Annotated in this window: 25 protein-coding genes and 1 pseudogene; 13 read left to right on the top strand and 13 right to left on the bottom strand. The window is 67.8% G+C overall.

The features are described from left to right. Positions 1–3: 3 nt before the first annotated feature. Positions 4–828, top strand: coding sequence for a DNA-formamidopyrimidine glycosylase family protein (locus L5G28_RS16610; protein ID WP_237002491.1), 825 nt, complete (start codon positions 4–6; stop codon positions 826–828). Between the two features lie 41 nt (positions 829–869). Beyond that, the gene (locus L5G28_RS16605; RefSeq protein ID WP_236999516.1) at positions 870–1,298 is read left to right on the top strand and encodes a pyridoxamine 5'-phosphate oxidase family protein; all 429 of its coding nucleotides are present in this window, start codon (positions 870–872) and stop codon (positions 1,296–1,298) included. Here L5G28_RS16605 and L5G28_RS16600 read toward each other — a convergent pair whose 3' ends face one another. Beyond that, a complete protein-coding gene (locus L5G28_RS16600) occupies positions 1,299–3,041 on the bottom strand; it encodes a glycerol-3-phosphate dehydrogenase/oxidase (protein ID WP_237002490.1) in 1,743 nt (580 codons plus the stop codon). It lies immediately after the preceding gene. A gap of 66 nt (positions 3,042–3,107) precedes the next feature. Here L5G28_RS16600 and glpK point away from each other — a divergent pair, with 66 nt between their 5' ends. From glpK to L5G28_RS16580, 4 genes are all read left to right on the top strand, one after another. Beyond that, on the top strand, positions 3,108–4,616 hold the full coding sequence (gene glpK / locus L5G28_RS16595; protein WP_308191987.1) for a glycerol kinase GlpK: 1,509 nt from the start codon (positions 3,108–3,110) through the stop codon (positions 4,614–4,616). Between the two features lie 69 nt (positions 4,617–4,685). Further along, a complete protein-coding gene (locus tag L5G28_RS16590; RefSeq protein WP_237002489.1) occupies positions 4,686–5,027 on the top strand; it encodes an ArsR/SmtB family transcription factor in 342 nt (113 codons plus the stop codon). A 32-nt stretch (positions 5,028–5,059) separates the two neighbouring features. Continuing rightward, entirely contained in the window at positions 5,060–5,545 is a 486-nt protein-coding gene (locus L5G28_RS16585) for an SRPBCC family protein (RefSeq protein ID WP_237002488.1), read from the top strand. A 347-nt stretch (positions 5,546–5,892) separates the two neighbouring features. Then, a complete protein-coding gene (locus L5G28_RS16580) occupies positions 5,893–7,647 on the top strand; it encodes a DUF6924 domain-containing protein (protein WP_237002487.1) in 1,755 nt (584 codons plus the stop codon). A 51-nt stretch (positions 7,648–7,698) separates the two neighbouring features. On the opposite strand, the gene L5G28_RS16575 is transcribed toward L5G28_RS16580, so the two are convergent. The 4 genes and pseudogenes from L5G28_RS16575 to L5G28_RS16565 form a co-directional block, all read right to left on the bottom strand. Then, on the bottom strand, positions 7,699–8,142 hold the full coding sequence (locus L5G28_RS16575; protein ID WP_237002486.1) for a hypothetical protein: 444 nt from the start codon (positions 8,140–8,142) through the stop codon (positions 7,699–7,701). 262 nt (positions 8,143–8,404) lie between these two features. Beyond that, a pseudogene (locus L5G28_RS19460) lies at positions 8,405–8,552 on the bottom strand (transposase); the annotation flags it as partial. 153 nt (positions 8,553–8,705) lie between these two features. After that, entirely contained in the window at positions 8,706–10,115 is a 1,410-nt protein-coding gene (locus L5G28_RS16570) for an MFS transporter (protein ID WP_237002485.1), read from the bottom strand. 9 nt (positions 10,116–10,124) lie between these two features. Further along, positions 10,125–11,528 (bottom strand): NAD(P)H-quinone dehydrogenase, encoded by a 1,404-nt coding sequence (locus L5G28_RS16565; RefSeq protein WP_236999521.1) that lies wholly within the window; start codon positions 11,526–11,528, stop codon positions 10,125–10,127. A gap of 113 nt (positions 11,529–11,641) precedes the next feature. Here L5G28_RS16565 and L5G28_RS16560 point away from each other — a divergent pair, with 113 nt between their 5' ends. Continuing rightward, entirely contained in the window at positions 11,642–12,130 is a 489-nt protein-coding gene (locus L5G28_RS16560) for a gamma-glutamylcyclotransferase family protein (protein ID WP_237002484.1), read from the top strand. Positions 12,131–12,228: 98 nt separating this feature from the next. Here L5G28_RS16560 and L5G28_RS16555 read toward each other — a convergent pair whose 3' ends face one another. Both L5G28_RS16555 and L5G28_RS16550 read right to left on the bottom strand, forming a co-directional pair. Further along, entirely contained in the window at positions 12,229–13,392 is a 1,164-nt protein-coding gene (locus tag L5G28_RS16555; protein WP_237002483.1) for an amidohydrolase, read from the bottom strand. Next, positions 13,392–14,087 carry an enoyl-CoA hydratase/isomerase family protein gene (locus L5G28_RS16550; RefSeq protein WP_237002482.1) on the bottom strand — a complete coding sequence of 232 codons (696 nt, stop codon included), beginning with the start codon at positions 14,085–14,087 and terminating at the stop codon, positions 13,392–13,394. The genes L5G28_RS16555 and L5G28_RS16550 overlap by 1 nt, the downstream gene beginning before the upstream one ends. Positions 14,088–14,116: 29 nt before the next feature. Here L5G28_RS16550 and L5G28_RS16545 point away from each other — a divergent pair, with 29 nt between their 5' ends. From L5G28_RS16545 to L5G28_RS16535, 3 genes are read left to right on the top strand one after another with little or no spacing between them, the layout of a single operon-like run. Beyond that, on the top strand, positions 14,117–14,932 hold the full coding sequence (locus L5G28_RS16545; RefSeq protein ID WP_237002481.1) for a purine-nucleoside phosphorylase: 816 nt from the start codon (positions 14,117–14,119) through the stop codon (positions 14,930–14,932). After that, the gene (locus L5G28_RS16540; RefSeq protein ID WP_237002480.1) at positions 14,932–16,467 is read left to right on the top strand and encodes a phospho-sugar mutase; all 1,536 of its coding nucleotides are present in this window, start codon (positions 14,932–14,934) and stop codon (positions 16,465–16,467) included. Before L5G28_RS16545 ends, L5G28_RS16540 begins: the two co-directional genes overlap by 1 nt. Then, entirely contained in the window at positions 16,464–17,081 is a 618-nt protein-coding gene (locus L5G28_RS16535; RefSeq protein ID WP_237002479.1) for a hypothetical protein, read from the top strand. The genes L5G28_RS16540 and L5G28_RS16535 overlap by 4 nt, the downstream gene beginning before the upstream one ends. 52 nt (positions 17,082–17,133) lie before the next feature. Here L5G28_RS16535 and upp read toward each other — a convergent pair whose 3' ends face one another. The 3 genes from upp to L5G28_RS16520 are packed head-to-tail and all read right to left on the bottom strand — an operon-like array spanning position 17,134 to position 19,039. After that, positions 17,134–17,775 carry a uracil phosphoribosyltransferase gene (upp, locus tag L5G28_RS16530; RefSeq protein ID WP_236999529.1) on the bottom strand — a complete coding sequence of 214 codons (642 nt, stop codon included), beginning with the start codon at positions 17,773–17,775 and terminating at the stop codon, positions 17,134–17,136. Between the two features lie 35 nt (positions 17,776–17,810). Further along, positions 17,811–18,743: a C40 family peptidase gene (locus L5G28_RS16525; protein WP_237002478.1), complete on the bottom strand. Its 933-nt coding sequence runs from the start codon at positions 18,741–18,743 to the stop codon at positions 17,811–17,813. Continuing rightward, positions 18,740–19,039 (bottom strand): type VII secretion target, encoded by a 300-nt coding sequence (locus L5G28_RS16520; RefSeq protein ID WP_265744438.1) that lies wholly within the window; start codon positions 19,037–19,039, stop codon positions 18,740–18,742. Before L5G28_RS16520 ends, L5G28_RS16525 begins: the two co-directional genes overlap by 4 nt. 147 nt (positions 19,040–19,186) lie before the next feature. Here L5G28_RS16520 and L5G28_RS16515 point away from each other — a divergent pair, with 147 nt between their 5' ends. Then, positions 19,187–20,482 (top strand): SatS C-terminal domain-containing protein, encoded by a 1,296-nt coding sequence (locus L5G28_RS16515; RefSeq protein ID WP_237002476.1) that lies wholly within the window; start codon positions 19,187–19,189, stop codon positions 20,480–20,482. A gap of 85 nt (positions 20,483–20,567) precedes the next feature. Here L5G28_RS16515 and L5G28_RS16510 read toward each other — a convergent pair whose 3' ends face one another. Further along, positions 20,568–21,650 carry an adenosine deaminase gene (locus tag L5G28_RS16510; protein WP_237002596.1) on the bottom strand — a complete coding sequence of 361 codons (1,083 nt, stop codon included), beginning with the start codon at positions 21,648–21,650 and terminating at the stop codon, positions 20,568–20,570. A 145-nt stretch (positions 21,651–21,795) separates the two neighbouring features. Here L5G28_RS16510 and L5G28_RS16505 point away from each other — a divergent pair, with 145 nt between their 5' ends. Further along, positions 21,796–22,797, top strand: a complete 1,002-nt coding sequence (locus L5G28_RS16505; RefSeq protein ID WP_237002475.1) for a glycerophosphodiester phosphodiesterase family protein — start codon at positions 21,796–21,798, stop codon at positions 22,795–22,797. Here L5G28_RS16505 and L5G28_RS16500 read toward each other — a convergent pair. Continuing rightward, positions 22,782–24,068: a thymidine phosphorylase gene (locus tag L5G28_RS16500; RefSeq protein WP_237002474.1), complete on the bottom strand. Its 1,287-nt coding sequence runs from the start codon at positions 24,066–24,068 to the stop codon at positions 22,782–22,784. The two genes, L5G28_RS16505 and L5G28_RS16500, sit on opposite strands and share 16 nt — an antisense overlap. After that, positions 24,068–24,502, bottom strand: coding sequence for a cytidine deaminase (locus tag L5G28_RS16495; RefSeq protein ID WP_237002595.1), 435 nt, complete (start codon positions 24,500–24,502; stop codon positions 24,068–24,070). The genes L5G28_RS16500 and L5G28_RS16495 overlap by 1 nt, the downstream gene beginning before the upstream one ends. A gap of 197 nt (positions 24,503–24,699) precedes the next feature. On the opposite strand from L5G28_RS16495, the gene sdhC reads away from it, so the two are divergent. Further along, on the top strand, positions 24,700–25,107 hold the full coding sequence (sdhC, locus tag L5G28_RS16490) for a succinate dehydrogenase, cytochrome b556 subunit (RefSeq protein ID WP_236999535.1): 408 nt from the start codon (positions 24,700–24,702) through the stop codon (positions 25,105–25,107). Position 25,108 lies beyond the last annotated feature (1 nt).

The following is a 25,108-nucleotide window of genomic DNA, read 5'->3' as shown; positions in this document are numbered from 1 at the left end:
GGCGTGCCCGAAGGCGACACCGTGTTCGCCGCCGCACACCGGCTCCGCGCCGGCCTGGCCGGGAAACCCCTGACCCGCAGCGACTTCCGGGTGCCCCGCTATGCGACCACCGACCTGTCCGGGTGGGCGGTCACCGGCGTCCGCTCGGTGGGAAAGCACCTGTTCATCGACGTGTCCGCGGGCGAGCGCACCGCGTCGATCCACTCGCACCTGAAGATGGAGGGCCGCTGGCAGGTCGGGCAACTCGGTTCGCGGTGGCGCAGGCCCGGGCATACCGCGCGCGTCGTCCTGCGCACCGACGATGTCGAAGCGGTCGGGTTCGATCTCGGGGTCGTCGACGTCCTCGCCGACCCGGCGACCGCTGTCGCACACCTCGGGCCCGATCTGCTCGGCGACTACTGGGACGCCGCCACGGCCGTCGCGAACCTGGCTCGGTCACCCGACACTCCGATCGGCGTCGCACTCCTCGACCAACGGCTTCTCGCAGGCATCGGCAACGTGTACCGCAGCGAGATCTGCTTTCTGCACCGTGCCCGTCCGACGGCGCGCGTCGCCGACGTCGATCTGCCCGGGATCGTCGAGACTGCGCATCGCCTGTTGTGGGAGAACCGGCTGCGGCCGATCCGGTCGACCACCGGCGTCACCGCGCGGGGCCGCGAACTGTGGGTATACGGGCGCGATCGACGCCCCTGCCGCAGGTGCGGCACCACCGTGGTCCGGGACATGCTCGGCGAGCTCGACGGGCAGGGCGGGCTCGACGGGCAGGGCGGGCTCGACGGGCAGGGCGGGCGGGGCGTGTACTTCTGTCCCCGATGCCAGCAGCCGTAAGTCCCTAGCCACGGGCACTGTGGCGGGGAAGGATGGGGCGTATGACCACGCATAACGACTCAGTGACCGAGATGTCCGAGGCCCAGGCCTGGGAACTGTTGAGCGGCACCGTATTCGGACGTCTCGCGGTGAGTGTCGACAATCAGCCGGAGATCTTCCCCCTCAACGTCCACGTCGACGACCGCACCATCTTGTTGCGGACCGCAGAAGGCACCAAGCTGTCGTCGTTGGCCGTCAACGAACGCGTGTGCTTCGAGACGGACGCGTTCACGAGCCGGGTCGGGTGGAGCGTCATCGCCAAAGGATCCGCCCACATCCTGACGGGGACCGACGAGATCGCCGAAGCCGACCAGGCGCCCCTGCGCCCGTGGATTCCGACGCTCAAGACGATCTACGTGCGGATCACCGTCGACGAGATCAGCGGTCGACGCTTCACTATCGGCCCGGAACCTGACCGCGTCATCAGCTGATCAGTCCGGGACCGGCACCGGTTCCAGGATCTCGGCGCGGGCTTCGGGAGCTGCGGCGCGAAGAGCATCGGCCGACTCGTCGTCCGGCTGGCGCTGCGAAGCGATCTCCGCTTCGACCCGTGCTGTGTAGGTGGCGACCTCCTGCGCCGCGTCGGCCTCGTCCCACCCGAGGTACGGGGCCATGAGCTCGGCGACTTCCACAGCGCAGTCGACGCCGCGATGGCTGTACTCGATCGCGATCCGGGTGCGCCGCGCCAGCACGTCTTCCAGATGCAGTGCGCCTTCGACGGCGACGGCATAGACGATCTCGGCGCGCAGATACTGGGGTGCGGCGGCGAGCGGCCGCAGCAGCGACGGATCCTCGTCGCGCAAGTGCAGCACGTCGTCGAACATCGAGCCGTACCGGTTGAGGAGACGGCGGATCCGGTACGGGTGCAGATCGAACCGCTGTCCGAGGTGCTCGCACTGGTTGATCAGCGCGAAGTATCCGTCCGCGCCGACGAGCGGCACCCGCTCGGTGATCGACGACGCGACCCGCGACGGCAGGTAGTCGATGCACGCGTCGATGGCGTCGGCGCCCATCACCCGGTAGGTGGTGTACTTGCCGCCCGCGATCGACACGAGTCCGGGAGCGACGACGGCGACGGCATGCTCGCGCGACAGCGTCGACGTGCCCTCGTCCTCGCCCGCCAGCAGCGGCCGCAGCCCGGCGTAGACGCCTTCGATGTCGTCGTGCGTCAGCGCGGTGACGAGCTCGGTGTTCACTCGGTCGAGGATGTAGTCGATGTCCTTGCGGGTCGCCGCCGGATGCGCGAGATCGAGGTTCCAGTCGGTGTCGGTGGTCCCGATGATCCAGTGCGTCTCCCACGGGATGACGAACAGCACCGAGTTCGCGGTGCGCAGGATGATCGCGGACTCGCTGACGATCCGGTCGCGCGGCACCACGATGTGGACGCCTTTGGAGGCGCGAACCGTGAAGTGCCCGCGTTGTTTCGACAGCGCCTGCACTTCGTCGGTCCACACGCCGCCCGCGTTGATCACACAGTGCGCCTTGACCTCGGTGGTCTCCCCGGTCTCACTGTCGCGGACCTTCACACCCTTGATCCGGTCGGCTTCGGTGAGGAAACCGACGGCCTGCGTCGACGTGCGGATCACCGCACCGTAGTTCGACGCGGTCCGCGCCAACGTCAGACTGTGGCGGGCGTCGTCGACGACGGTGTCGTAGTAGCGGATGCCGCCGATGAGCGCGCGGCGCTTGAGTCCCGGCGCCACGCGCAGTGCGCCCGACCGGGAGACGTGGCGTTGTCCCGGAACCGATTTCGCGCCACCCATCCGGTCGTAGAGAAACAGGCCGGCCGCGACGTAGGGGCGCTCCCAGATCCGTCGGGTCAACGGGTAGAGGAACGGCAGCGGCTTCACCAGGTGCGGCGCCAGCAGCCGCAGCGACAGCTCGCGCTCGTGGAGCGCTTCCCGGACCAGACCGAACTCGAGCTGCTCGAGGTAGCGGAGCCCGCCGTGGAACATCTTCGACGAACGGCTCGACGTCCCGGACGCGATGTCACGGGCTTCGACGAGCGCGACGCGCAGACCGCGTGTCGCCGCGTCGAGTGCCGCACCGACACCGACGACGCCGCCGCCGACCACCACGATGTCGAACTGCTCGCTGCCCAGCCGACGCCACGCTTCGTTCCGGTAGGCGGGGGTGAGGTCGGCAGGTCGGTCCGGATTGAACTCGGTCTCCATGCGCGCGAGCCTACTATGACGCAGGTGCGGCACCGCAGTCACGATGTGACATGACACACTGTGGCCGTGAGTTCACGCGGAAAGTACGTCGTCGCAATCGATCAGGGAACCACGTCCACACGCGCCATGGTGTTCGACCGGGCGGGCCGAGTGGTCGCGTCCGAGCAGCTCGAACACCAACAGATCTTCCCGCGCGCCGGATGGGTCGAGCACGATCCGGTGGAGATCTGGCGCAACACCCGCCGCGTCGCCGCGGCCGCGATGGCCGCCGTCGAACTGCTTCCCGGCGACATCGTCGCGTGCGGCATCACCAACCAACGGGAGACGACCGTGGTGTGGGATCGGGCGACCGGTGTGCCCGTGCACAACGCGATCGTCTGGCAGGACACCCGCACCGACACCCTGTGCGAGGAGCTGGCGGGCGACGAGGGCGTCGACCGGTACCGCACGCGCACCGGGCTCCCCCTCGCGGCCTATTTCGCTGGACCCAAGATCCGGTGGATCCTCGACAACGTCGACGGCGCCCGCGAACGCGCCGAGCGCGGCGAGCTCGCATTCGGCACCATGGACTGCTGGCTGGCGTGGCACATGACCGGTGGCGTCGACGGCGGACTCCACGTTACCGACGTGACGAACGCGTCCCGGACCATGCTGATGGACCTGCACACGTTGGCGTGGGATGAGCAGATCTGCGCCGAGATGGGCGTCCCGGTGTCGATGTTGCCCCAGATCCGCAGCAGCTCGGAGGTCATCGCACCGCTGCGCGCGGAAGGCGCCCTCCCCGGTGTGCCGTTGGCCGGGATCCTCGGTGACCAGCAAGCCGCGATGTTCGGGCAGGCGTGCCTGGACCCGGGCGAAGCGAAGAACACGTACGGCACCGGCAATTTTCTGCTGCTCAACACCGGGACCGAACCCGTTTACTCCGATCACGGACTGCTGACGACGGTCTGTTACCGGATCGGTGACGACGACGCCCGCTACGCGCTCGAAGGATCGATCGCGGTGACCGGCTCCCTCGTCCAGTGGTTGCGCGACAATCTGGGCCTCATCTCGGACGCCGCCCAGGTCGAAGAGTTGGCGCGGGCCGTCGACGACAACGGCGGCGTCTACTTCGTGCCCGCGTTCTCCGGGCTGTTCGCGCCGCGCTGGCGTGCCGACGCGCGCGGCGTCATCGTCGGCCTCACCCGGTTCGCGAACCGCAACCACATCGCCCGCGCCGTCCTGGAGGCGAGCGCCTACCAGACGCGTGAGGTCATCGAGGCGATGGAAGCCGACTCCGACGTCACCTTGCACACGTTGAAGGTCGACGGCGGGATGGTGGTGAACGAACTGCTGATGCAGTTCCAGTCGGACATCCTCGACGTCCCCGTCGTCCGGCCCGTCGTCAACGAGACGACCGCCCTCGGCGCCGCGTACGCGGCCGGGCTCGCCGTCGGCTACTGGGAGTCGACCGACGACATCCGCGCCAACTGGGCTGAGGGTGGGCGCTGGGATCCGCGGATGCCGAACGAGCAGCGGGACGAATTGTTCGCCGGCTGGAATCAGGCGGTCGAGCATAGTTTCGGGCTGGCCTAAGGGCCGATCGCCCGTCCTTCGTCGCCCCCCGGGCCTTGACATACAACCGTTTGGTTGTATGTTTAATGAATGGCCGAGAACGACGAGGACAGGGCAGACGCACTGTTCCACGCGTTGTCGGACCGGACACGTCGCGACATCCTGCGGCGTGTCCTGGCCGGCGAGCACTCGGTCAGCGCGTTGGCGGAGAAGTACGACATGAGCTTCGCCGCGGTACAGAAGCACGTCGCAGTCCTGACGAAGGCGGGATTGATCACCAAACGACGGGACGGGCGCAGGCAGTTGGCGTCCGGCGACGTGGCGGCTGTGCGATCGGTGTCCTCGATGTTGAGCGACATCGAACAGATCTGGCGCGGCCGGATCAACCGGATCGACGAGCTACTCGCCGATGAAGAGTCCGAGAACACCTGAAACGCAAAGCATTCCACGCCTAGGAGCACATCATGCCTGTCATCGACGTCACCACCGATACCGACGCCCTCACCCTCACGATCACCGCGGAGTTCTCCGCACCGGCCGAACGCGTGTGGCAGATCTACGCCGATCCCCGCCAACTCGAGAAGATCTGGGGACCGCCGACCTTCCCGGCGACGTTCGTCGAGCACGACTTCACGCCCGGCGGGCGCGCCACCTACTACATGACGTCGCCCGAAGGCGAGAAGTTCGGCGGCTGGTGGGAGTTCGTCACGATCGACCCGACGTCGACGTTCTCGTTCCGCGACGGATTCGCCGACGCCGACCTCAACCCGGTCGACTCGATGCCGGTCTCGGTGAACACATACACGTTCTCGTCGACCGACAACGGGACGCGTGCCGTCTATACGTCGACGTACACGAGCGCCGACGAATTGCAGAAGGTCCTCGACATGGGCGTCGTCGAAGGCGCATCGGGCGCCATCAACCAGATCGACGCACTACTCGCCGCGTGACGCGACAGTGATGCCTTAACCCTCTCGTCGGTGTCCGTGGTGACACCAACGAGAGGGTTCAAGTCGGCGAGTTATCCACAGACACTGAAACGGGTCTTCTCGTGGGACGTCTGTCCAGCCATGCTGTCGCCCTGACGGGGGTACAGCGGGTTCCGAGAAGGCCCTGGCGAGCGTGCTCGCATTTCAGGACGGGGATCTCAATGCGGGAGCGCGAGCCATCGACAACGAGGTGTGCGAGTTCGCTGACGAGTGAAAGGCGTCGGCGGATATGTTGGTCAATTATGACGTCATGGCCGCAGATCCGGGGCTTGTCTTACAGCACGATGGGTCGAACGGCCCGTGGCACCGTGTATTCCGATGACGGAACCGTCAGCTTCGTGCGGTTCGGTCCGCCCACATCATGGCGCATCGAGAACTCGGACGGTTCACCTGCCTATATCGAGAACGCCTCCGACGAGTACCGATTCGGCGAGGACAGTGTCGCCGTACACACTGCGAAATTCCCGAACCGCCTTGTCGCAGTGTTGGGCGTGCCTCCGACGGTGTTGTTCACCGCGTACCGCACGTGGACGCCAGCGGAGCTGACGGGACGACCGCCGCGGTTCGGTGAACCGAAGCGCGTGGCCGAGACCGAGGTTCGTGGCCGCCGGGGCTGGGAGATGGAGTTCGACGATTCCTACGGCGGTCCAACGGTCAGTATGGTTATCGACGCCGAGTTGGGGATGGCGCTCTCGTGGAGTCAAGGCGAGCGGTGGGTGCAGATGGAGTCGCCGGTACTGGACCGGGATTTCGCCCCTTCGTTGTTCTCGTGGGAGGGCGCGACCATCGAGTTCGAGGAGCATCTTCAGTCTCCCGAGCAGCTCGAGCATGAACAGAGAACGCGGGAACTGACGGAGATGCCGCCGACCCACGTCGGGTGGCTCCCGACGGAGGTCACCGTCTCGCCGACTGAGGGTGACCCGTTGTCGGGTGCCCTGGATGTGACGGTGTCGGCAACGTCGACTCAGTTCGGTGTCCGCCGCTGGCTGACCGAGCTCGGTGAGCCCGAGCCGGGGTTCTCGATGGAACGTTACTCACCCCGTGCACGCAGCACGATCGGCCCGTGGACAGTCGAACTACGTTCCTACAACGAGATGTCCGCCGAGGAAGCCGAACGCGTCCTCGCTGGAGTGGTGTTGCCCGATCCGCCCGGGAACACCGGCGACATTCGGGCCGCAACCACCGCGCGTCAGCAAGCCGCGGATGAGGCTGAGATCGTTGCCGCACTGGGCACAGGCCGCGATCTCGACGACTACCTACACCCGCACGATAGCGGTGGCACGTCGCTTCTCGTGCGCACACACTTCAGCAACGATGAACGCTGGCGCGAGGTCGCGCTAGCGGCGCTGAAGCCCGTACCCAGTAGTTTCGACGACGATTCCACCTTCCAAGCCGGGCTCACCTGCATCGACCATCCCCATAACGACGGCCTGACTGTCGACGACCTGCTCACTCGTATCGGCGAGGAGAACCCTCCCTACTACGCGTTCATCGCCGACGCGACCACCATGAGCGGCCCCGAGATGGCGATCCTGGTGATCGACTGCGGCCGTACTGACTTCGATCACGAACCCGGCCGGACGTTCCGTGTCATCCCGGAAAAGATGCAGTCGGTCGAAAACAACCTCTCGATCGCCAACATGGACTTTCGCGACTTCGCCGACGCCGTCGACGACGACGGGGTCTTTCGTGGCTTTCCGCCCTCTCCACCGCACGTCGCGACGCTGCACCGCGACGAACTCATCGCCCTCAGCGCCACCAACCAGTCAACCCTGGCACTGACCCGATTCGCCGAGGAACTACCCCACATTGACCACCCCTACATGGTCGTCTACGAGTCGCCGCGAGCCAGACTGCACGACTTCACCACCGCCCTCGACCCTGAATCGAACGAGATCCGCGTCGGAGTCGAGGACTACCTGGCTGCAACCGCCCGCGACGGCCTATGCCATTCCGGATTCGTCCAAATCATCGGCGGAAATTGGAATCTGGTGATCGACCCCCAGACCGGAACGCTCGAAGCAGCCATGCTCCGACAACACCAACCATCCACGCCGCCCTGACCCCCGAATGGAATTCGGCCTCCACAGACTCTGAGGCGAGAAGCAGTTCTGTCACAGCGGTCGATGCGGCCGCAATCCGATTGCGCGGGCCACAGCTAATGTGGCGCTGAGGGTCAGGATGACCAGGGTTGTCGCGACGACCCATGTCGAGGTGACAGTGGAAAAGCCCAACGCCCAGGCGCTCGCCACCCCGACAGCAGTCGCGATCAGCGCACCCACCGGTAACACGAGAGCGACGGCTCGGCCTGTCGCGCGGGCTGCTTGGTCGCCGACCATGCGTAGTGTCGTGTACACCGCTGCGATCGCGAGGCCGTAGCCGAGCGCACCACAGACTGCGTACAACACCAGCGGGTGGAGCCAGTCGGGGAGGTCCGCTACCGTGGCCGCCGCAACCATGGCGGGCAGCACTCCCACCGCGCAACCGGCAAGTCCGACTGCCGCGGTGAACCCGACACGACGCTTTGGCTGCACTCGTGCACCGGTCAGATGCAGCATCCCTCCACCGAGTGCTCCCGTTACCGTGCCCACCGCAGCGATCACCGCATACCGTGTCGGCTCCGCAACAGTGGCACCCCCTCCAGTGAACGACCCGACGACGAGGTACCCACCACTGCCTGGTCCCGTCAGTGCCTCAAACACCGCCGCTGCCAACAGCCCGATGACACAACCCAGGAACATCAACCACAGACACATGCGACCCATACAGGCATAGTGCCGCATATACACACTCCACGACAGCAGCCCGCCACTCTCTAAGGGATTTCCCGTCGCGTTGCGAGCTGTTGAGCGCAGCCATGTAGAACACCGTGCGCAAACCTCGGTGGTAGCGCTGGGGTCTACGCAAGGTGCCGTGACGATTGCCTGAATCTTTGGGGCACTAGAGCAAGTCCGGCGTAGGGGACAAGTGATCGGACGACCGTGCGCCACCGCACGCAAACTTGCGCGCGCTCTCCACGATCGCGGGTGGTCCGGCGCGTTCACACCGTGCCCGAAATGCCCGTCGGTTGCTTAACCCTCTCGTCGGTGTCCGTGGTGACACCAACGAGAGGGTTAAGGCATCACAGTCGGACGTCGTGCGCCGCGCGGGCGGGTTCGACCCGCCACGACTTCGCGGCGGCGAACTCACGGAACGCGACGACGACGCCGACCAGAGCGAGCGCGGCGAAACCGAAGGTCAGCACCCGAGCCGAGCCGACGACGTCCGGGCCGCCGAGCGAGACGAGGACGCCTGCGATCGCCGAGCCGAAGGCGTTCGCGATCAACTGGCTCGTGTTGAGACCCGCGGACGCCTGCGCAGCCTCGGCGTCGTCCGTGCTCACCCGCATCCCGGCGGTGAACCAGTGCGAAATCGCCATGCCGATGCCGGTTCCGGCGAACAGCAGGGTCACATACCAGCCGACGATCACCCAGGTCGACGGATCGTTCACCTGCAGGAGGCCGTAGGCGGCCAGTCCGGCCGCGAGGATCAGCGGGCCGGCGACGCGGACGACGCGGCGCATCCGGTCGGTCTCTGCGCCGCTGCTCGACAACGTGCCGACCGTCCACCCCCACGAGATCGCTGCACCGAGCAGTCCCGCGGCGAGCGGCCCCAGTCCGCCGATCCGCTGGCCGAACAGCGGGATGAACATCTCGACCGTCGACACCATGGCCAGGACGATGATGCCGAGATAGATCCACCGCAGCGGCGACCGGCCACGATAGGTCATCTCCGGCAGCACCCGGTTCGCCGCGCCACGCTCGTACCAGACGAACACGACGCCCGCGAGCAGTGCGACCACCAGGAGGATTACGGTCGCCGCGCCGTCGACGATCGACGCGATCGACACCGCGGCCGCCGCGCCCGTCAACAGCACGAGCGACCCCCACGGGACGGCGTCGGCCGACGCCTCCCCCGCGCCCGCGGGCAACGCGCGGAACGTGAGCGCCACCAACGCGACCGCAATCACCGCGAGCAGAGCGAACGCCGCCCGCCACGCACCGATCTGCGCGAAGAAGCCACCCACGATCGGGCCGATCACGTTCCCGACACCCCACATCGCCGACATCAACGCGATCGACCGTTGCCAAAGCCGTGCAGGCAGCACGGTCCGCACCACGGCGAAACCGAGTCCGACGAGGATCCCGCCCGCGAAACCCTGCACGCCGCGTCCGACGAGCATCACGACCATCGTCGGCGCCGCACCCGCGACCACCGTGCCCGCCGCGAAGCCAACGAAGCCCGCCACGTACGACCAGCGGGCGCCGAACCGGGACAGCACCCGGCTGACCAGCATCGACGAGATGACGGATGCGACGAGGAACACCGTCATCGTCCACGAGTACAGCTCTTCACCGCCGATGTCGACGACGGCGTTCGGCAGCAGACTCGTCGTCAGATAGACATTGATCGCATAGAGAGCGACGCCGCCCGCGAGCACGATCACCGATGCGCGGTGTTCGCGGGCGGCCAGCTCAGACCAAGAAGCCAACGTCGACCATCAATCCAGATCGTCGTGGCGCACGAGTTGGCGCGCCGCTTCGGCGACCGACCCGGACAGCGACGGGTACACCGAGAAGGTGTTCGCGACCTCGGACACCTGCAGCTTGTTCTCGACGGCCAACGCGATCGGCAGGATCAGCTCGGACGCATTCGGCGCGACGACGACGCCGCCGATCACCACCCCCGTGGCTGGTCGGCAGAAGATCTTGACGAAGCCGCGACGCAGGCCGCTCATCTTGGCGCGCGGGTTCGTCTTGAGCGGGAGCATCACGGTGCGGGCCGGATACTCGCCCGCATCGATCGCCTTCTGGGACACACCGACATTCGCGATCTCGGGGCGCGTGAAGATGGCCGACGCGACCGTCTTGAGCCGCAGCGGACTGACGCCTTCGCCCAACGAGTGGTACATGGCGATACGGCCCTGCATGGCAGCGACCGACGCCAGCGGGAGCAGGCCCGTGCAGTCGCCCGCCGCGTAGACGCCGGGCACCGACGTGCGGCTCACCCGGTCGACGGTGATGTAGCCGTTGCGGTCGGTGACGACTCCCGCGTCGTCGAGCCCGAGACCGTCGGTGTTGGGAACCGAACCGACCGTCATCAACACATGCGATCCGGTCACCTGCTGGCCGTCGGCCAGGTGCACGGTGGCGGAGTCCGCGTCGCGCGTCACCCGATCGGCGCGCGCGTGCTTGATGAGCGTCACACCGCGCTCGGAGAACACGTCCTCGAGGACGAGCGCAGCATCCTCGTCCTCATGGGGCAGCACCCGGTCCCGGCTGGACACCAGAGTGACCTTGACGCCCAACTCGGTGTAGGCGTGCGCGAACTCGGCGCCGGTGACACCCGATCCGACGATGACCAGGTGGTCGGGCAGCACCTGCAGGTCGTACAGCTGACGCCAGTTGAGGATCCGTTCGCCGTCGGGCACCGCCGACGGCAGGACCCGCGGCGACGCACCCGTCGAGATGAGGACGACGTCGCCCTCGTACTCCTGCTCGGTGCCGTCCGGCGCGGTCGCGATGACCGTGTGCGCGCCGATACCGGGCTGGGCCTGCGCCAGACGCGCACGACCGGCGACGATCTTCACGCCCTCGCTGGTCAGACGGGCCCGGATGTCGGCCGACTGCGCGAACGCCAGATCCTTCACCCGCTGGTGGATGCGTGGCAGATCGATCGCCGACGCGTCGACCTGGACGTGGACGCCGAGGTCGCGTGCGCGTCGGACGTCGGTGCGGATACCGGTCGACGCGATGAAGGTCTTGGAAGGCACACAGTCCCACAGGACGCAGGCCCCGCCGGGACCGTCCGCGTCGATCATCGTGATGTCGGCGCCGTACGCGGCTCCCGCCAGGGCCGCTTCGTAGCCCGCGGGGCCTCCGCCGATGATCACGATTCTGGACACAGTGGCACTCTCCTATTGCTGTTGCGCCCCAATTGCTGATTCGACGGGGCCGCCTGTACAAACTTAGCCGGGTCACGGCTGCGACGCATTGCGTGAGCGCATAGGCTTGGCCCGTGCCGATCTACGCCGCCTACGCCTCGAACATGGATCCCGCGCAGATGCTGCAGCGGGCGCCCCACTCCCCCATGTCGTCGACGGGGTGGTTGAAAGGATGGCGGCTGACCTTCGCCGGAGACGACATCGGCTGGGAGGGCTCGCTCGCCACCGTCACCGAGGACCGCGACGATCCCGGTGCGTGCGTCTTCGTCGTCCTGTACGACGTCCCGCCCGAAGATGAGAAGAACCTCGACCGGTGGGAGGGCACCGAACTCGGCGTCCACCGCAAGATCCGCGCCCGCGTCGACACCGCGGACGGCCCGGTCCTGGCCTGGCTGTACGTGATCGACGGGTACGAGGGCGGTCTGCCGTCCGCCCGCTATCTCGGCGTGATGGCCGACGCCGCGGAGATCGCGGGCGCCCCGGCCGACTACGTCGAACGGCTCCGCCTGCACGAGGCCCGCAACGTGGGTCCTGGACCCGACGCACCACTCGACGACGACTGACACCCTCGCATCGCGGATTTACTAGCACGTATTCGGCCCGGATCGACGAATTCGGCCGAGTAGATACCGCATACGTGTCAGTAATGCCGGAGTGACGGTCAGACGCCGAGCGCGGCTCCGGCCAACACTGCGATGCCGATGCCGAGCGCACGCTCGTCGATGTCGAAGTTCGGCTGGTGCAGGTCGCACATCGGGCCCGAACCACTCCACACGCCGAGTCGCGCCATCGCGCCCGGCACCCGTTCGAGGTACCAGGCGAAGTCTTCACCGCCCGCCGACTGCGGGGTGTCGACATCGGCGCCGGGACCGAGCGCTTCGACGGCTCGCCGCAGCAGCGCGACACTGTCGGCCTCGTTCACCACGGGCGGCACACCGCGGAAGTACGTGATGTCGCAGGCGACGCCGAGAGGCGCAGCGATCTCACCGATCACGCTGCGTACCAACGGTTCCAACTTCCGCCAGGTGTCGTGGTCGCCGGTGCGGACGGTGCCGCGCATCCGCCCCTCCTGCGGGATGGCATTCGGCGCGTTCCCCGAGTGGACCGCGCCCCACGTGACGACAGTGCCAGACCGCGGATCGATGCGTCGTGACAAGATTCCCGGCACTCCGGTGATGATCGCGCCCATCGCGTACACCAGATCGTTGGTCAGGTGTGGCCGCGAACTGTGTCCGCCCGGCCCGTGCAGATGCACCTCGACGCGGTCGGCGGCCGACGTCAGCGGCCCCGCCCGCAGTCCGACGGTGCCGACCTGCAGATGCGGATCGCAGTGCAGCGCGAAGATGCGACTCAGTCCGTCGGTGACCCCGGCGTCGATGGCGTCGAGCGCACCGCCGGGCATCACCTCCTCCGCGGCCTGGAACAGGAGCCGAACCCCGAACGGCAGCCCGCCGTCACGGTCGATCTCGGCGAGCAGGAGTCCCACGCCCATCAGGATCGCCGAGTGCGCGTCGTGCCCACATGAATGGGAGACGCCCTCGTTGCGGGAGGCGAACGGCAGCCCCGTCTGCTCCGGAATCGGCAGACCGTCCAGGTCGGCCCGCAGCCCGATGCGCGGCTGATCGATGGGCCCCAGATCACAGACGACGCCCGTGCCCTTGGGCAGGATGCGCGGAGCGAGCCCGGCAGCGGTGAGGATTCGGACGACGGTCGCCGTCGTCTTCGTCTCGTGCATCGACAGTTCTGGCGACGCGTGCAGTTCGCGCCGCCAGCCGATCACTCGATCGAGGTTGGCGTCCAACCAATCGGAGATGACCGGAAGCATCAGAGCAGGGTGACAGGAGTCGCCGTGTTCAGATCCTCCAGAAGCGGCAGTCGCAGTCCGCGTTTGATGGTGGAGAGGTTGTCACCGACCAGCGCCGCCCGTTCACGCGCCACCTCGCGGGCCCGGCCGAGGATCGCGGCCGCAGGAACGGACTCTTCGACGATGCCCGCGGCCCGCGCGTCGTCGCCGCCGTAGCGTCGGCTGGTCAGCATCGCCTCGGTGGCGGTCGTGTCCGACATGCGGGTGCGGATCAGCGACGCCATCCCCCGCGTGAACGGCATGTTCAGCGCGGCTTCGGGCAGCGAGAAGAACCCCCGGTCCGAGCGCATGACGCGGTAGTCGGCGCACAGCGCGAGCATCGCGCCTCCGCCGAAGGCGTGCCCGTTGACCGCGGCGATCACCGGTGCCGGAGCGGTCAGGACCTTCACGTACAGCTGGTGGATGGTGTCCAGGTACCCGGGCAGGTCGCCTGCGTTGGCGGCGATGTAGTCGGTGTCGAGGCCGTTGGAGAAGAACTTGCCCGTCGCCGACACGATCAGCGGCTTGCGGGCGGCGAACGCCTCGTCGAGGAGGGCGGTGACCTGGTCGAGCCACGCCAGCGCGAAACGGTTCTCCGGGTTCGACTCGTCCAGTTCGACGCCTTCGGCTCCGAGGAACAGTTCAGCGGCGTCGTCAGTCACGTTCAAGTACGGCATAGCTGAAAACCTTATCTTAGGGTTGTCGCATGGATCCGACCATCGACCCCGACTCCGCTGCGGCTGCCGCCGCCGACGCTCTCGCCGCCCAGACCGCTTGCCCTCGACACGATGTGGCGGTCGTCCTAGGGTCGGGGTGGGCGCCCGCGGCCACCGCCATCGGCACACCGTCCGCCGAGATCGACATGCTCGACCTCCCCGGCTTCGCGCCGCCGTCCGCACAGGGCCACGCGGGCACCGTCGCGTCGATCGACGTCGACGGCGTCCGGGTGCTGGTCATGCTCGGCCGGATCCACGCCTACGAAGGACACGACCTGGCGCGGATCGTCCACCCGATCCGGACCGCCGCGGCGGCCGGCGTCCACACCGTGGTCGTGACGAATGCGGCGGGCGGCATGCGCCCCTACATGTCCGTCGGCCAGCCGGTCCTGATCGCCGACCAGATCAACCTGACCGGCCGGTCACCGCTGCGGGGCGCGCACTTCGTGAACATGGTCGACGCGTACTCGCCTGCCCTGCGCGCCGCGGCGCGCCGCATCGACCCGACCCTCGCCGAGGGCGTGTACGCGGGGCTGCCGGGCCCCCAGTACGAGACGCCGGCCGAGATCACCATGCTCGGTGTGCTGGGCGCCGACCTCGTCGGCATGTCGACGGTCCACGAGACGATCGCCGCGCGAGCGGCGGGCCTCGACGTGCTCGGTCTCTCGTTGGTCACCAACCTCGCGGCCGGGATCACCGGCGAGGCGCTCGATCACGCGGAAGTCCTCGCCGTCGGTCGCGCCTCTGCGTCCCGGATGGGTGAACTCCTCGCGTCCGTGATTCGCGAGATCGGCGACCGCGGCTGATGCTCACGTTCGGCACCGCGGGCCTGCGCGGCCCCGTCCACGACGGCCCAGACGGTATGAACGTGCGAACCGTGACACGTGCGACGGCCGGCCTGGCCGCCTGGTTGACCGCGAACGGGCTCTCGGGCGGGACCGTCGTCGTGGGACGAGACGGTCGGCACGGGTCCGAAGAGTTCGCTGCTGCTACGCGAGAAGTGTTGGCGGCGTGTGGATTCGATGTCGTAGCACTCCCGGACCCTGGCCCGACCCCGCTCGTCTCGTTCGCGTGCCGAGCCCTCGACGCGGTGGCCGGGGTGATGGTGACCGCGTCGCACAATCCGCCCGACGACAACGGCTACAAGGTGTATCTCGACGGTGGAGCCCAACTCGTCGAACCCGCCGACCGAGCGATAGAACAGGCGATCCGCGCCGTCGGCGACGACGTCCCGCGCACGCCCGTCACACCCGATGCGCGGGCGCACCGGATCCGCGACGACTACCTCGCGCGGCTGCGCGTGCGGTTCCCCGCGTCCGACGGCCCGAACGTCCGCATCGCGGTGACCGCGATGCACGGAGTCGGCGGAACCCTCGTCGTCGACGCGCTCCGCGACGCCGGATTCCCCGACGTGCACCCGGTACCCGAACAGTTCGACCCCGACCCCGACTTCCCCACCGTCGCCTTCCCCAACCCGGAGGAGCCGGGCGCCGTCGACCTCCTGTTGGCGACCGCGGCGCGGGTCGACGCCGACCTGGCGATCGCACTCGACCCGGACGCCGATCGGTGTGCGGTCGGCGTCTCCCACGGACAGACGTGGCGGATGCTGACCGGCGACGAGACGGGCGCGCTGCTCGGCGCGGCGATCCTCGACGACGCGCTGGTCCGCAGTGGACCACGCCCCGTCGTAGCGAGCTCCGTCGTCTCCGGCACGCTGATGCACGACGACGCGCTCGCCCGCGGCGCCGACGCCCGCCGCACGCTCACCGGTTTCAAATGGCTGGTGCGGGCGGGCGAACCACTCGCCTACGCGTACGAGGAGGCGATCGGTCACTGCGTCGACCCCGACGCCGTCCGCGACAAGGACGGGGTCAGCGCGGCGCTCGCCTGTGCCCGCATCGCACGCGACTGGGTCGATCGCGGCGGACTGTCGGCCGCGCTCGACCGGCTCGCCGAACGGCGCGGCGTCTACGTCACCGCGCAACGCTCCCTCCGCTTCGACGACCCCGCACAGATCACCGCGTACATGTCCCGGCTTCGCGCCCACCCGCCGCGCGTCCTCGCGGGCTTCGACGTCACCGTCGCCGACTACGCGTCGCGCGACGACGGACTGCGGACCGATGGCGTGGAGTGCGTGGGGTTTCGACTCGACTCGACCGAGCGGCTCCGCGTGTTTGTACGGCCGAGCGGGACGGAGCCGAAGGTGAAGATCTACGGACAAATGACCCGCTCCGCCGCAGGCACTAGTGTTGGTCGCGTACGCGCCGACGTGTCGGGGGAACTCCAGCGCGCGCTGGACGAGGTCGCGACCGTCGAACTCAGGGAGGACCGCAACCGATGACGTACCCGATGCCGCCCCGAGGTCCTCAGCGGTCGCCCTGGGCGTCGCCCGCCGTGATCGTCGCCATCGTCATCGGCGTGCTCGTGCTGATCGGCGGCGTCACCGGCGCCCTCGTATACGCGAACTCGCACTCGGACGAGACAGCGACCGCAGGATCCTCGAGCGAATCCTCATCGCCGAAGCCGGCGCAGTCGGGTTCGACGGTGACCGTCACCCAGCAGCCGCAGCAGGGACCCACCGCGCAGGACCCCACCCCGACCACCGCGCCACCGCCGACGACCTCGCATTCGTCGCCGACGGTGTCGGGAGCGGACTGGCAGGGATTCACCGGATCGTCCGCGCGGTGCAACGCCGACGACGCCGCAGTCTTCGTCGGCTACACCGATCGGTCTCAGGTCGTCGTCTGCCAGGTCGGTTCACAGGTGGGCCGCAACTACTACAAGGGTTCAGCCGACGGCGGATCCATCGAGATCGGATATCCGACTCGTTCAGGCAACACTTTCACCGCGGTCAACGGCGGAACGACCTACGAGGTCAGCACATCGGCGCTCGTCATCACTCCGGCGGGCGACGGCCCACACGTCGAATCGATGATTCAGGCGTGGGTGGACTGACGTCGAAGCGCCCACGTGACTGCGGTCGTGCCGATCAGCACCGGCGGGAACGCTAGCGGGGGCCGAACTGGCGGTCTCCCGCGTCCCCGAGTCCGGGGACGATAAACGAGTGGTCGTCGAGACCCTGGTCCACGGCTCCGATCACCACGCGGACCCGGTGAGGGCTGGCCTCCAGAGCCGCGATGCCCTGCGGAGCCCCGACGACACACACCGCGGTCAGATCGTCGGCGCCGCGCGCGGCGAGCAGATCGAGTGTGTGGACCAGCGATCCGCCGGTCGCGAGCATCGGGTCGAGGACGTACACGGGTTGACCCGACAGGTCGTCCGGCAGCGATGCGAGGTATTCGACAGGTAGCGCCGTCTCCTCGTCGCGGGCGACCCCGATGAAGCCGATGCGCGCGTCGGGCACCACGTCGAGTGCGGCGTCGAGCATGCCGAGCCCGGCCCGCAGGACCGGCACGAACAGCGGCGGAGACTGGATCCGGGCGCCCGGTGCGACTGCGACGGGAGTCTGCACGTCGAACTCGTCCACGGGCGCGTCCCGCAGCGCCTCGTAGACGAGCATCGACGAGAGCCGTGCGAGCGCGCCGCGGAATCCGGGGTTGTCGGTCCGTTTGTCCCGCAGGATCGTCAACCACGCGCGTGTAGCGGGATGGTCGACGACGCGGACGTCAAGAGAAGAAGCCGTCGTCATGGGAGAAGTGTAGGACGTGCACGACCGTCACGGATTCACGTGTTGGGACGGTAGAAGCCTTCGAACGACTGTCCCGCGTTGTTCGTGTAGAGCGGCGACACACCGACGGGGTCGCCGCCCGTTTCGACGTACTGGCCGTTGCCGATGTACATCGCGACATGACCGGACCAGACGGCGAGGTCACCGGGTTGCAGGTCCGACTGGGACACCGCGACGCCCGCGGTGTCCTGATCCTGCGCGAGTCGCGGCAGGTCGACGCCTGCCTGTTGGTACGCCCACTGGGTGAGGCCACTGCAGTCGAAGCCGTCGGTGGTGGTCCCGCCCCACACGTACGGGGTGCCTTGCACGCTGAGGGCGGCCCGGACGGCGGTCGCGGCGCGCTCGTTCGGCGCGTACACCGTCGACCCGTCGGGCAGCACGATCTTAGTTCCCTCTCCTCTCGTGGCGGTCGTCTGCGTGGAACCCGTCGTCACCTCGGCGGGCGCGTTGTGCCTGCCGAGAGCAGCCGTGTCGGCCTCGAGTTCGGTCTGCGCCTTTTGAATCACCTGGACGCCGCGTGCGATGTGGTCGAGCGCGAGTGGGATCAGCGTGGCCAGTCCGGCCGGTGTCGCGATCGCGGGCACTGCCGACGCTGCCGTCACGAACGATTCGACGAGCGCGTTCAGGGCCGTGTTCGCGGTCCGCACGTGTCCGGCCGCCGATTCGATGGTCGTCGCGACGTCGGTGCCGGCCCGGCCGACCGCGGAGTCGGCGGCGGCGAGCGTCGTCGCCGTCGACGCGGCGGCATTTCCGCCGTCGCCCTTCCATCCGGTCTTCACCGCGGCGACGGTCCGCGCCGACTCGTCCGACGCTGCGGTGAGGGTCGTCTCCGCGTTGCCGAGAGCCGTCGTCGCACCGGGCGGGAGCACTCCGGTGCCGAGCACCGACACCAGCATCTTGAGCGGTGCGATCAACAGTGCGGCGCTCATACCGCCACCGCCTGCGCGCCGGCCTCGTCGCAGCCGCAGTACGCACGGTCGGCGGTCACCGTCTTCGACGCCGTCGACGAGTGCGCGGCGCTCAGGCCGTCGAGGGTCCGGGTGCGTTGCGCGCCGACGTCGGCGAGCGCCGACAGGAAACCTGCCCCGATCAGACCGAATGTCGCCGCGAGTGCTCCCGTGTCGATGCGTTCGGCGTTCGCCTGCGTCGCCACCTGGTCTGCCGCGCGCTGTTGCGTCTGCACCGCCTGACCGACTGATGCTGGTTCAACTGTGACTGTCTTCATACTCAGTCAGACGCGCCGGACGCGGGTTCGGTTCCATCACCGTCGGCGTGTCGCGACAGGGCCCGGAGTCGCCGGAGATCGGGCTGTCGGGCCGTTGAGGCGGGGGCGTTGAGCAGGATCGGCCGAACATGACTACGCTCTGTGGTCATGGCCGGAGACATTGTCCCCATTGAACTCGGACTCACCGAAGGCAACCTCTTCACTCTGTGGGCCCCGCGATGGCGCGAGGGCGACGACGAGTGGGAGGCCTTCCTTGGGCTCGACGAGGATCTGTACGTTCTCGACTCTGTCGCAGAACTCGCTGCTTTCGTGCGCAGCGACGACGACAACGACCTCGCCGACCACCCGGCGTGGGACACGATCAAGAAGCTGCAGGCCGAGGAACTCATTCCCGACGACCGGCACTCCTACGACCTGATCGGCGTGCCCGAACTGGCCGCTGAGGACCCGAAGCCCGAGGTGATCGCCGAACTCGAGGACGCTCTCGAGATCGTGCGGATCATCGGCGAGGTATGCGACCTGGAGCCGGTCGTCAAGTTCTTCACCGGCAACCCGATTCTCGGCGCGGTAGCGGTCGGCACCAACGACTTCGCCGGCCGTGACGGTATCGACCTGTGGGTCCGCATCGGCCGCATCATCGCCAAGCACTGGGACGACGTCATCGACGCGCTCGACGACGTCGTCGCCAAGCCGAAGGTCGACGCGAAAGCCGTCGAGGAGGCCGAGGAGGAGCTGGCCGCCGCGGCATCGGCCGAGGACGAGGACGAACCGGACGACGACATCGACGAGTTGGTCGGAGCGGACGTCGACTCGGATGACGACGACCAAGACTCCGACGAAGACTCCGATGAGGAGGACTCCGACGACGAAGACGACGATGAAGTAGACGAGGACGATTTCTGGGCGGCCGTCGGCATCGACCCGATCCGCATCTACACCGATGCCGGTGAGTTCCTGACGCTGCGCTGCTACCTCGGCGACGACCCGCTGTTCCTCGGCTCCAAGGGGCAGATCTTCGGGTTCGGCTCCGAGCGTGCACTGACCCGCTTCCTGGCGGGCGACTCCGAGCACGATCTGTCCAAGCTGTCGACGTTCGCCGACGTGCGCAGCGCCGCCGAGACCGCCGAGATCGAGTACCAGGTGCTGCCGGAGAACGTGTACGCGCTCCAGGGCATCGACGAGGACATTCTCGACGGCCCTCGCCGCGTCGAGTCTCGCCAGATCGACCTGGCCGTCGAGCTGCTCACCGACGCCGCCGACTACGCGGGCATCGAGACCGTCAACGAGCAGCTCGCGTCGACCACTCCGCTCGGCTGGCTCGTCGACTATGCGATCAACCCGGATCCGAAGCGGCTGGCCCCGTCCGGACCGTACGACAACGAAGCCGAAGTCTGGACCGCCCTCGTGCACGACTTCGAAGACCGGCTCGTCAAGCGCGGATAGCGGTCAACGACGACACGTTGGCACTCGAACCGCTCCTGGAGAACGGTTCGAGTGCCAACGTTCGGCGGCGCGTGCGTCGCCGACGCTAGCCCATCAGCACTCGGAACCCGGGTTTGATCACGTCGTCGATGAGTGCGAGACGCTCCCCGAACGGGAGGAACGCCGATTTCATGGCGTTGACGGTGAAGCGTTCGAAGTCGGTCCACCCGTAGCCGAACTGCTCGTGCAAGACCATGAACTCGCGGCTCATGGTGGTGTCGCTCATCAACCGGTTGTCGGTGTTGACGGTGACGCGGAACCTCAGTCGAGCGAGTTTGTCGAACGGGTGGTCGGCCATCGACGCGACCGCGCCGGTCTGGACATTGCTGCTCGGGCACATCTCGAGAGGGATCCGCTTGTCGCGCACATAGTTCGCGACACGTCCGAGGCGCGCCGAGCCGAGTCCGGCGGTCAGGTCGATGTCATCGGTGACGCGCACCCCGTGGCCCAGCCGGTCGGCGCCGCAGAACGCGATCGCCTCGTGGATCGACGGCAGACCGAACGCTTCACCCGCGTGGATCGTGAAGTGGGCGCATTCGGCGCGTAGATACTCGAACGCGTCGAGGTGCCTGCTCGGCGGGTTGCCCGCTTCTGCGCCCGCGATGTCGAAGCCGACCACCCCGCGGTCTCGGAATCGGACGGCGAGCTCAGCGATCTCGCGGGAGCGCGCCGCATGCCGCATCGCGGTCAGCAGAGCGCCGACCACGATGCCGCGCCCGGACGCGCGTGCAGCCACTCGTCCCTCCTCGAACCCGGCGAGAACAGCGTCGACCACCTCGTCGAGCGTCAACCCCGCCTCGAGATGCTGTTCCGGCGCGAACCTGATCTCCGCGTAGACGACGCCGTCGGCGGCGAGGTCCTCCACGCATTCGCGTGCCACCCGCTCGAGTGCGGTCCTCGTCTGCATGACGCCGACCGTGTGCGCGAACGTCTCCAGGTACTTCTCCAACGAACCGCTGTCGGCGGCCGTGCGGAACCAGCGGGCGAGGGCTACGGCATCGTCGGCCGGCAGCTTGTCGTAACCGGTCTCGCGCGCGAGATCCAGGACCGTCGCCGGGCGCAGCCCGCCGTCGAGGTGATCGTGCAGAAGTACCTTGGGCGCCAGTCGGCATTGTTCGACGGTGATCATGGCTCGACCGTATCCGGCCGAGCATCGACTCGCTCGCCGGATGAACGACGGCGCGAGCGCCCCGCCCGTCGATGACACGATCCGGTCAGCGGCACGCAACTCCTGGGTCGCCGAACGTTCCCCTGGCGTCGTTAGCGTCTGCGCCATGACTTCTCGACTCGCCCGCCTCACCACCGCCGCCGTGACGGCCGCGATCGCCGCAGGCGCCGTGCTCGCCGGCCCCGTCCATGCTGAACCCACCGCCGACACGAGCGTCGAACTCCAATCGCACCGCGGTGGACGCGGCGAGCACACCGAGGAATCGCTGTACGGCTTCGCTCGTTCGCTCGAGTTGGGCGTCACCACGCTCGAACTCGACGTTGTCATGACCAAGGACTCGGTCCCCCTGGTCTGGCACGACCCGCAGATCCAAGCCGACAAGTGCCGTGACACGCTGCCCGCGTTCGTCGGCGATCGCCAGTTCCCGTACGTCGGCAAGGACGTCCACGATCTGACTCACCGTCAGATCCAGACGCTGATCTGCGACAAGAACCTCGCAGCCTTTCCCACTGCGAAGCCGGTACCGGGCAACCGCATCGCGACCCTCCCCCAAGTGTTCGCGCTGGCCGCGAAATACAAGAACAACAAGGTCCGGTTCAACATCGAGACCAAGATCGAAGCCGAAGAACGTGACCGAAGCGCGCAGCCCGCCGTGTTCGTCGCGTCGATCCTGCGCCACGTCCGCCAGGCGCAGCTCACCGACCGCGTCGAGATCCAGAGCTTCGACTGGCGCAGCCTCCCCTTGGTTCGCGCGCAGGAGCCGAGCATCCCGCTGGTGGCCCTCTACGACGACACGACGTGGAAGTCGGACTCGCACTGGCTCGGCCCCGTCGACTACGACCGTTCGGGCGGCGACGTCGTCGCCGCCGTCAAGTCCGCGGGCTTCGACGTCCTGTCCCCGGCCTTCGCGCTGTCGAACGCCGCCCTCGTCGCCGACGCCCACGCCGCAGGCCTACGGGTGATCCCGTGGACGGTGAACGAGAAGTCCGACATGCGTGCGCAGCTCTCCTACGGCGTCGACGGCATCATCACCGACTACCCGACCCGCCTGCGTTCGGTGTTCCGGGCCGAGGGGATCGCGCTGCCGACGGCCTACCGGCGGGATTGAGCTCGGCCGCCCACTCGCCCGAGCACGCGCGGGCCTGGCCGGGCCGCAGGCGCGACGATCTGCGCCGCGTCATCGAGTCGCTCGACGGCCCGTTCCAGGCGCGACTCGTCGTCGAAGGCGAGCGTGAACAGCGGTTCGCCTGCGCGGACCGGGTCACCGACGCCCGCATGCCAGGTGACGCCCGCGGCGTAGGAGACGGCGTCGCCGGGACGTGACCTGCCCGCCCCCAACAGCCAGGCCGCTTCGCCGACGGCCAGCGCGTCGAGGGAGCCGAGGCGTCCGTCGCCGGTCGCGGTGACGACGTAGGTGTGTCGCGGCGCGGGCAGCGGTGCGTCCGGGTCACCGCCCTGCGCGGTGATCATCGAGCGCCACGTGTCCATCGCGCGGCCGTTGCGCAGGTTCTCTGCCACGTCCACCTCACCGAGCCCGCCTGCGTCGAGCATCTCGCGCGCCAACGCCACCGTCAGCTCGACGACGTCGGACGGTCCGCCGCCCGCGAGAACCTCGAGCGATTCGGCGACCTCGACGGCGTTGCCCGCGGTCCGGCCGAGCGGCGACGACATGTCGGTGAGCAGGGCCCGCGTGTCGACGCCTGCATCCGCGCCCAGCTCGACCATCGCTTCGGCGAGTTCCGCAGCGTCGGCGTAGGACTTCATGAAGGCCCCCGATCCGACTTTCACGTCGAGGACCAGAGCGCCCGTCCCCTCGGCGATCTTCTTGCTCATGATGCTGCTGGCGATCAGCGGGATCGACGCCACAGTCCCGGTCACGTCGCGCAGCGCGTACAGCTTGCGGTCGGCGGGCGCGAGGTCGGCGGTGGCCGCGCAGACGACGGCCCCGACCTCGCGCAGCTGCGCCCGCATCTCGTCGACGGTGAGATCGGCGCGCCACCCCGGGATGGACTCGAGCTTGTCGAGAGTGCCACCGGTATGACCCAGGCCCCGCCCCGACAACTGCGGAACAGCCAAGCCGTACGACGCCACCAGCGGCGTCAACGGCAGCGTGATCTTGTCGCCGACACCGCCCGTCGAATGCTTGTCGACCGTCCGCAGCCCGGTCAGATCCAGTCGGACACCGGAGTCGATCATCGCGGCGGTCCACTCGGCGATCTCCCGTCGTCCCATCCCGTTGAGCACGATCGCCATGAGCAGCGACGACATCTGCTCGGGTGCGACGTCGCCGGACGTGTACCCGGCGATCACCTCCCGGATCTGCTCGGTGGACAGTTCCCCGCCGTCGCGTTTGGCCGCGATCACCGTTACCGGGTCCATCAGGGCCTCCGCACGCGGTCGAGGTCGCCGGGCCCGAACGCGTCGGGCAGCAGATCGCCGAGCGGTCGCGGCCCGCGCGCACCGTCGACGAGCAGATCCGGGCCGCCGAACTCCAGCAGCACCTGACGACATCGCCCACAGGGGGTCAGCGCCCGGCCGTCGCCGTCGCACACTGCGACAGCGACGAGACTCTTGTTCCCGCTGCCGGGCGAACCCTCTAGGGCACCTCGGGAAACACCGACTGAGACCAAAGCCACCTCGGCGCAGAGACCGAGACCATATGAGACATTTTCCACATTGGCTGCGGTGATCAATTCGCCAGACCCGGTGAGAGCGGCAGCCCCCACCGGGAACCGGGAGTACGGCGCATACGCCCTGGTCATCGCGGTCGCAGCCGCCTTTCGGAGAACTTCGAAGTCTATGGGCGTCACAATTCCCTCTCGCCGAGCTGTCAAATACAAAAGGTAAGGCATACCTAAAGAAATTCGAGGACCCTGATCACATTGTTCGGGCAATTCACGATAGGCCTCAGCTTAGGTTTAAAGTCAGGTGCGATGGGTCCCGCCGCGTCGTTGCTCGCACGCCTCGAGACACCAGTAAATGACAACGACTTTGGAGGCGTAGTTTCGCGATGAGCACCCCCACCGAGGTCGCACCAGCACCGGTGCGCAAACGATCTCTCTACCGAGGTGACCCAGGAATGTGGTCGTGGGTGTTGCACCGCATCACCGGCGTCTCCATATTCTTCTTCCTCTTCGTGCACGTCCTCGACACGGCCGTGATCTCGGTCAACGAGAACACGTACACCGAGATCATCGAGACCTACAAGACGCCGCTGATCGGCCTCATGGAGATCGGTCTGGTGTTCTGCGTCCTGTACCACGCACTGAACGGCCTTCGCGTCATCCTGGTCGACTTCTGGGGCAAGGGCGCCAAGTACCAGCGCCAGATGCTCTGGACCGTCTTGACCGTCTTCGCCATCGTGTTCATCGCTGCTGCGGCCCGCCTGCTGCAGATCCTGATCACCCACGCGTTCTAGG

Origin of the sequence: Gordonia liuliyuniae (genome assembly GCF_021739025.1) — a bacterium.
In the GTDB taxonomy this organism is placed as follows: Bacteria; Actinomycetota; Actinomycetes; order Mycobacteriales; family Mycobacteriaceae; genus Gordonia; species Gordonia liuliyuniae.
Note: the sequence above shows the minus strand (reverse complement) of the source record. Positions and strands in the feature narration are given on the sequence as shown.

What these genes read in the sequence shown, in the direction of transcription:
- L5G28_RS16600 (WP_237002490.1), bottom strand. Translation starts at nt 3,041, where the DNA reads ATGGAGACCGAGTTCAATCCGGACCGACCTGCCGACCTCACCCCCGCC.
- L5G28_RS16575 (WP_237002486.1), bottom strand. Translation starts at nt 8,142, where the DNA reads ATGCTGCATCTGACCGGTGCACGAGTGCAGCCAAAGCGTCGTGTCGGG.
- L5G28_RS16510 (WP_237002596.1), bottom strand. Translation starts at nt 21,650, where the DNA reads ATGATCACCGTCGAACAATGCCGACTGGCGCCCAAGGTACTTCTGCAC.
- L5G28_RS16590 (WP_237002489.1), top strand. Translation starts at nt 4,686, where the DNA reads ATGGCCGAGAACGACGAGGACAGGGCAGACGCACTGTTCCACGCGTTG.
- L5G28_RS16535 (WP_237002479.1), top strand. Translation starts at nt 16,464, where the DNA reads ATGACGTACCCGATGCCGCCCCGAGGTCCTCAGCGGTCGCCCTGGGCG.
- L5G28_RS16555 (WP_237002483.1), bottom strand. Translation starts at nt 13,392, where the DNA reads ATGCTTCCGGTCATCTCCGATTGGTTGGACGCCAACCTCGATCGAGTG.
- L5G28_RS16550 (WP_237002482.1), bottom strand. Translation starts at nt 14,087, where the DNA reads ATGCCGTACTTGAACGTGACTGACGACGCCGCTGAACTGTTCCTCGGA.
- L5G28_RS16585 (WP_237002488.1), top strand. Translation starts at nt 5,060, where the DNA reads ATGCCTGTCATCGACGTCACCACCGATACCGACGCCCTCACCCTCACG.
- L5G28_RS16515 (WP_237002476.1), top strand. Translation starts at nt 19,187, where the DNA reads ATGGCCGGAGACATTGTCCCCATTGAACTCGGACTCACCGAAGGCAAC.
- sdhC (WP_236999535.1), top strand. Translation starts at nt 24,700, where the DNA reads ATGAGCACCCCCACCGAGGTCGCACCAGCACCGGTGCGCAAACGATCT.
- L5G28_RS16540 (WP_237002480.1), top strand. Translation starts at nt 14,932, where the DNA reads ATGCTCACGTTCGGCACCGCGGGCCTGCGCGGCCCCGTCCACGACGGC.
- L5G28_RS16520 (WP_265744438.1), bottom strand. Translation starts at nt 19,039, where the DNA reads ATGAAGACAGTCACAGTTGAACCAGCATCAGTCGGTCAGGCGGTGCAG.
- L5G28_RS16525 (WP_237002478.1), bottom strand. Translation starts at nt 18,743, where the DNA reads ATGAGCGCCGCACTGTTGATCGCACCGCTCAAGATGCTGGTGTCGGTG.
- L5G28_RS16500 (WP_237002474.1), bottom strand. Translation starts at nt 24,068, where the DNA reads ATGGACCCGGTAACGGTGATCGCGGCCAAACGCGACGGCGGGGAACTG.
- upp (WP_236999529.1), bottom strand. Translation starts at nt 17,775, where the DNA reads ATGACGACGGCTTCTTCTCTTGACGTCCGCGTCGTCGACCATCCCGCT.
- L5G28_RS16545 (WP_237002481.1), top strand. Translation starts at nt 14,117, where the DNA reads ATGGATCCGACCATCGACCCCGACTCCGCTGCGGCTGCCGCCGCCGAC.
- L5G28_RS16505 (WP_237002475.1), top strand. Translation starts at nt 21,796, where the DNA reads ATGACTTCTCGACTCGCCCGCCTCACCACCGCCGCCGTGACGGCCGCG.
- L5G28_RS16605 (WP_236999516.1), top strand. Translation starts at nt 870, where the DNA reads ATGACCACGCATAACGACTCAGTGACCGAGATGTCCGAGGCCCAGGCC.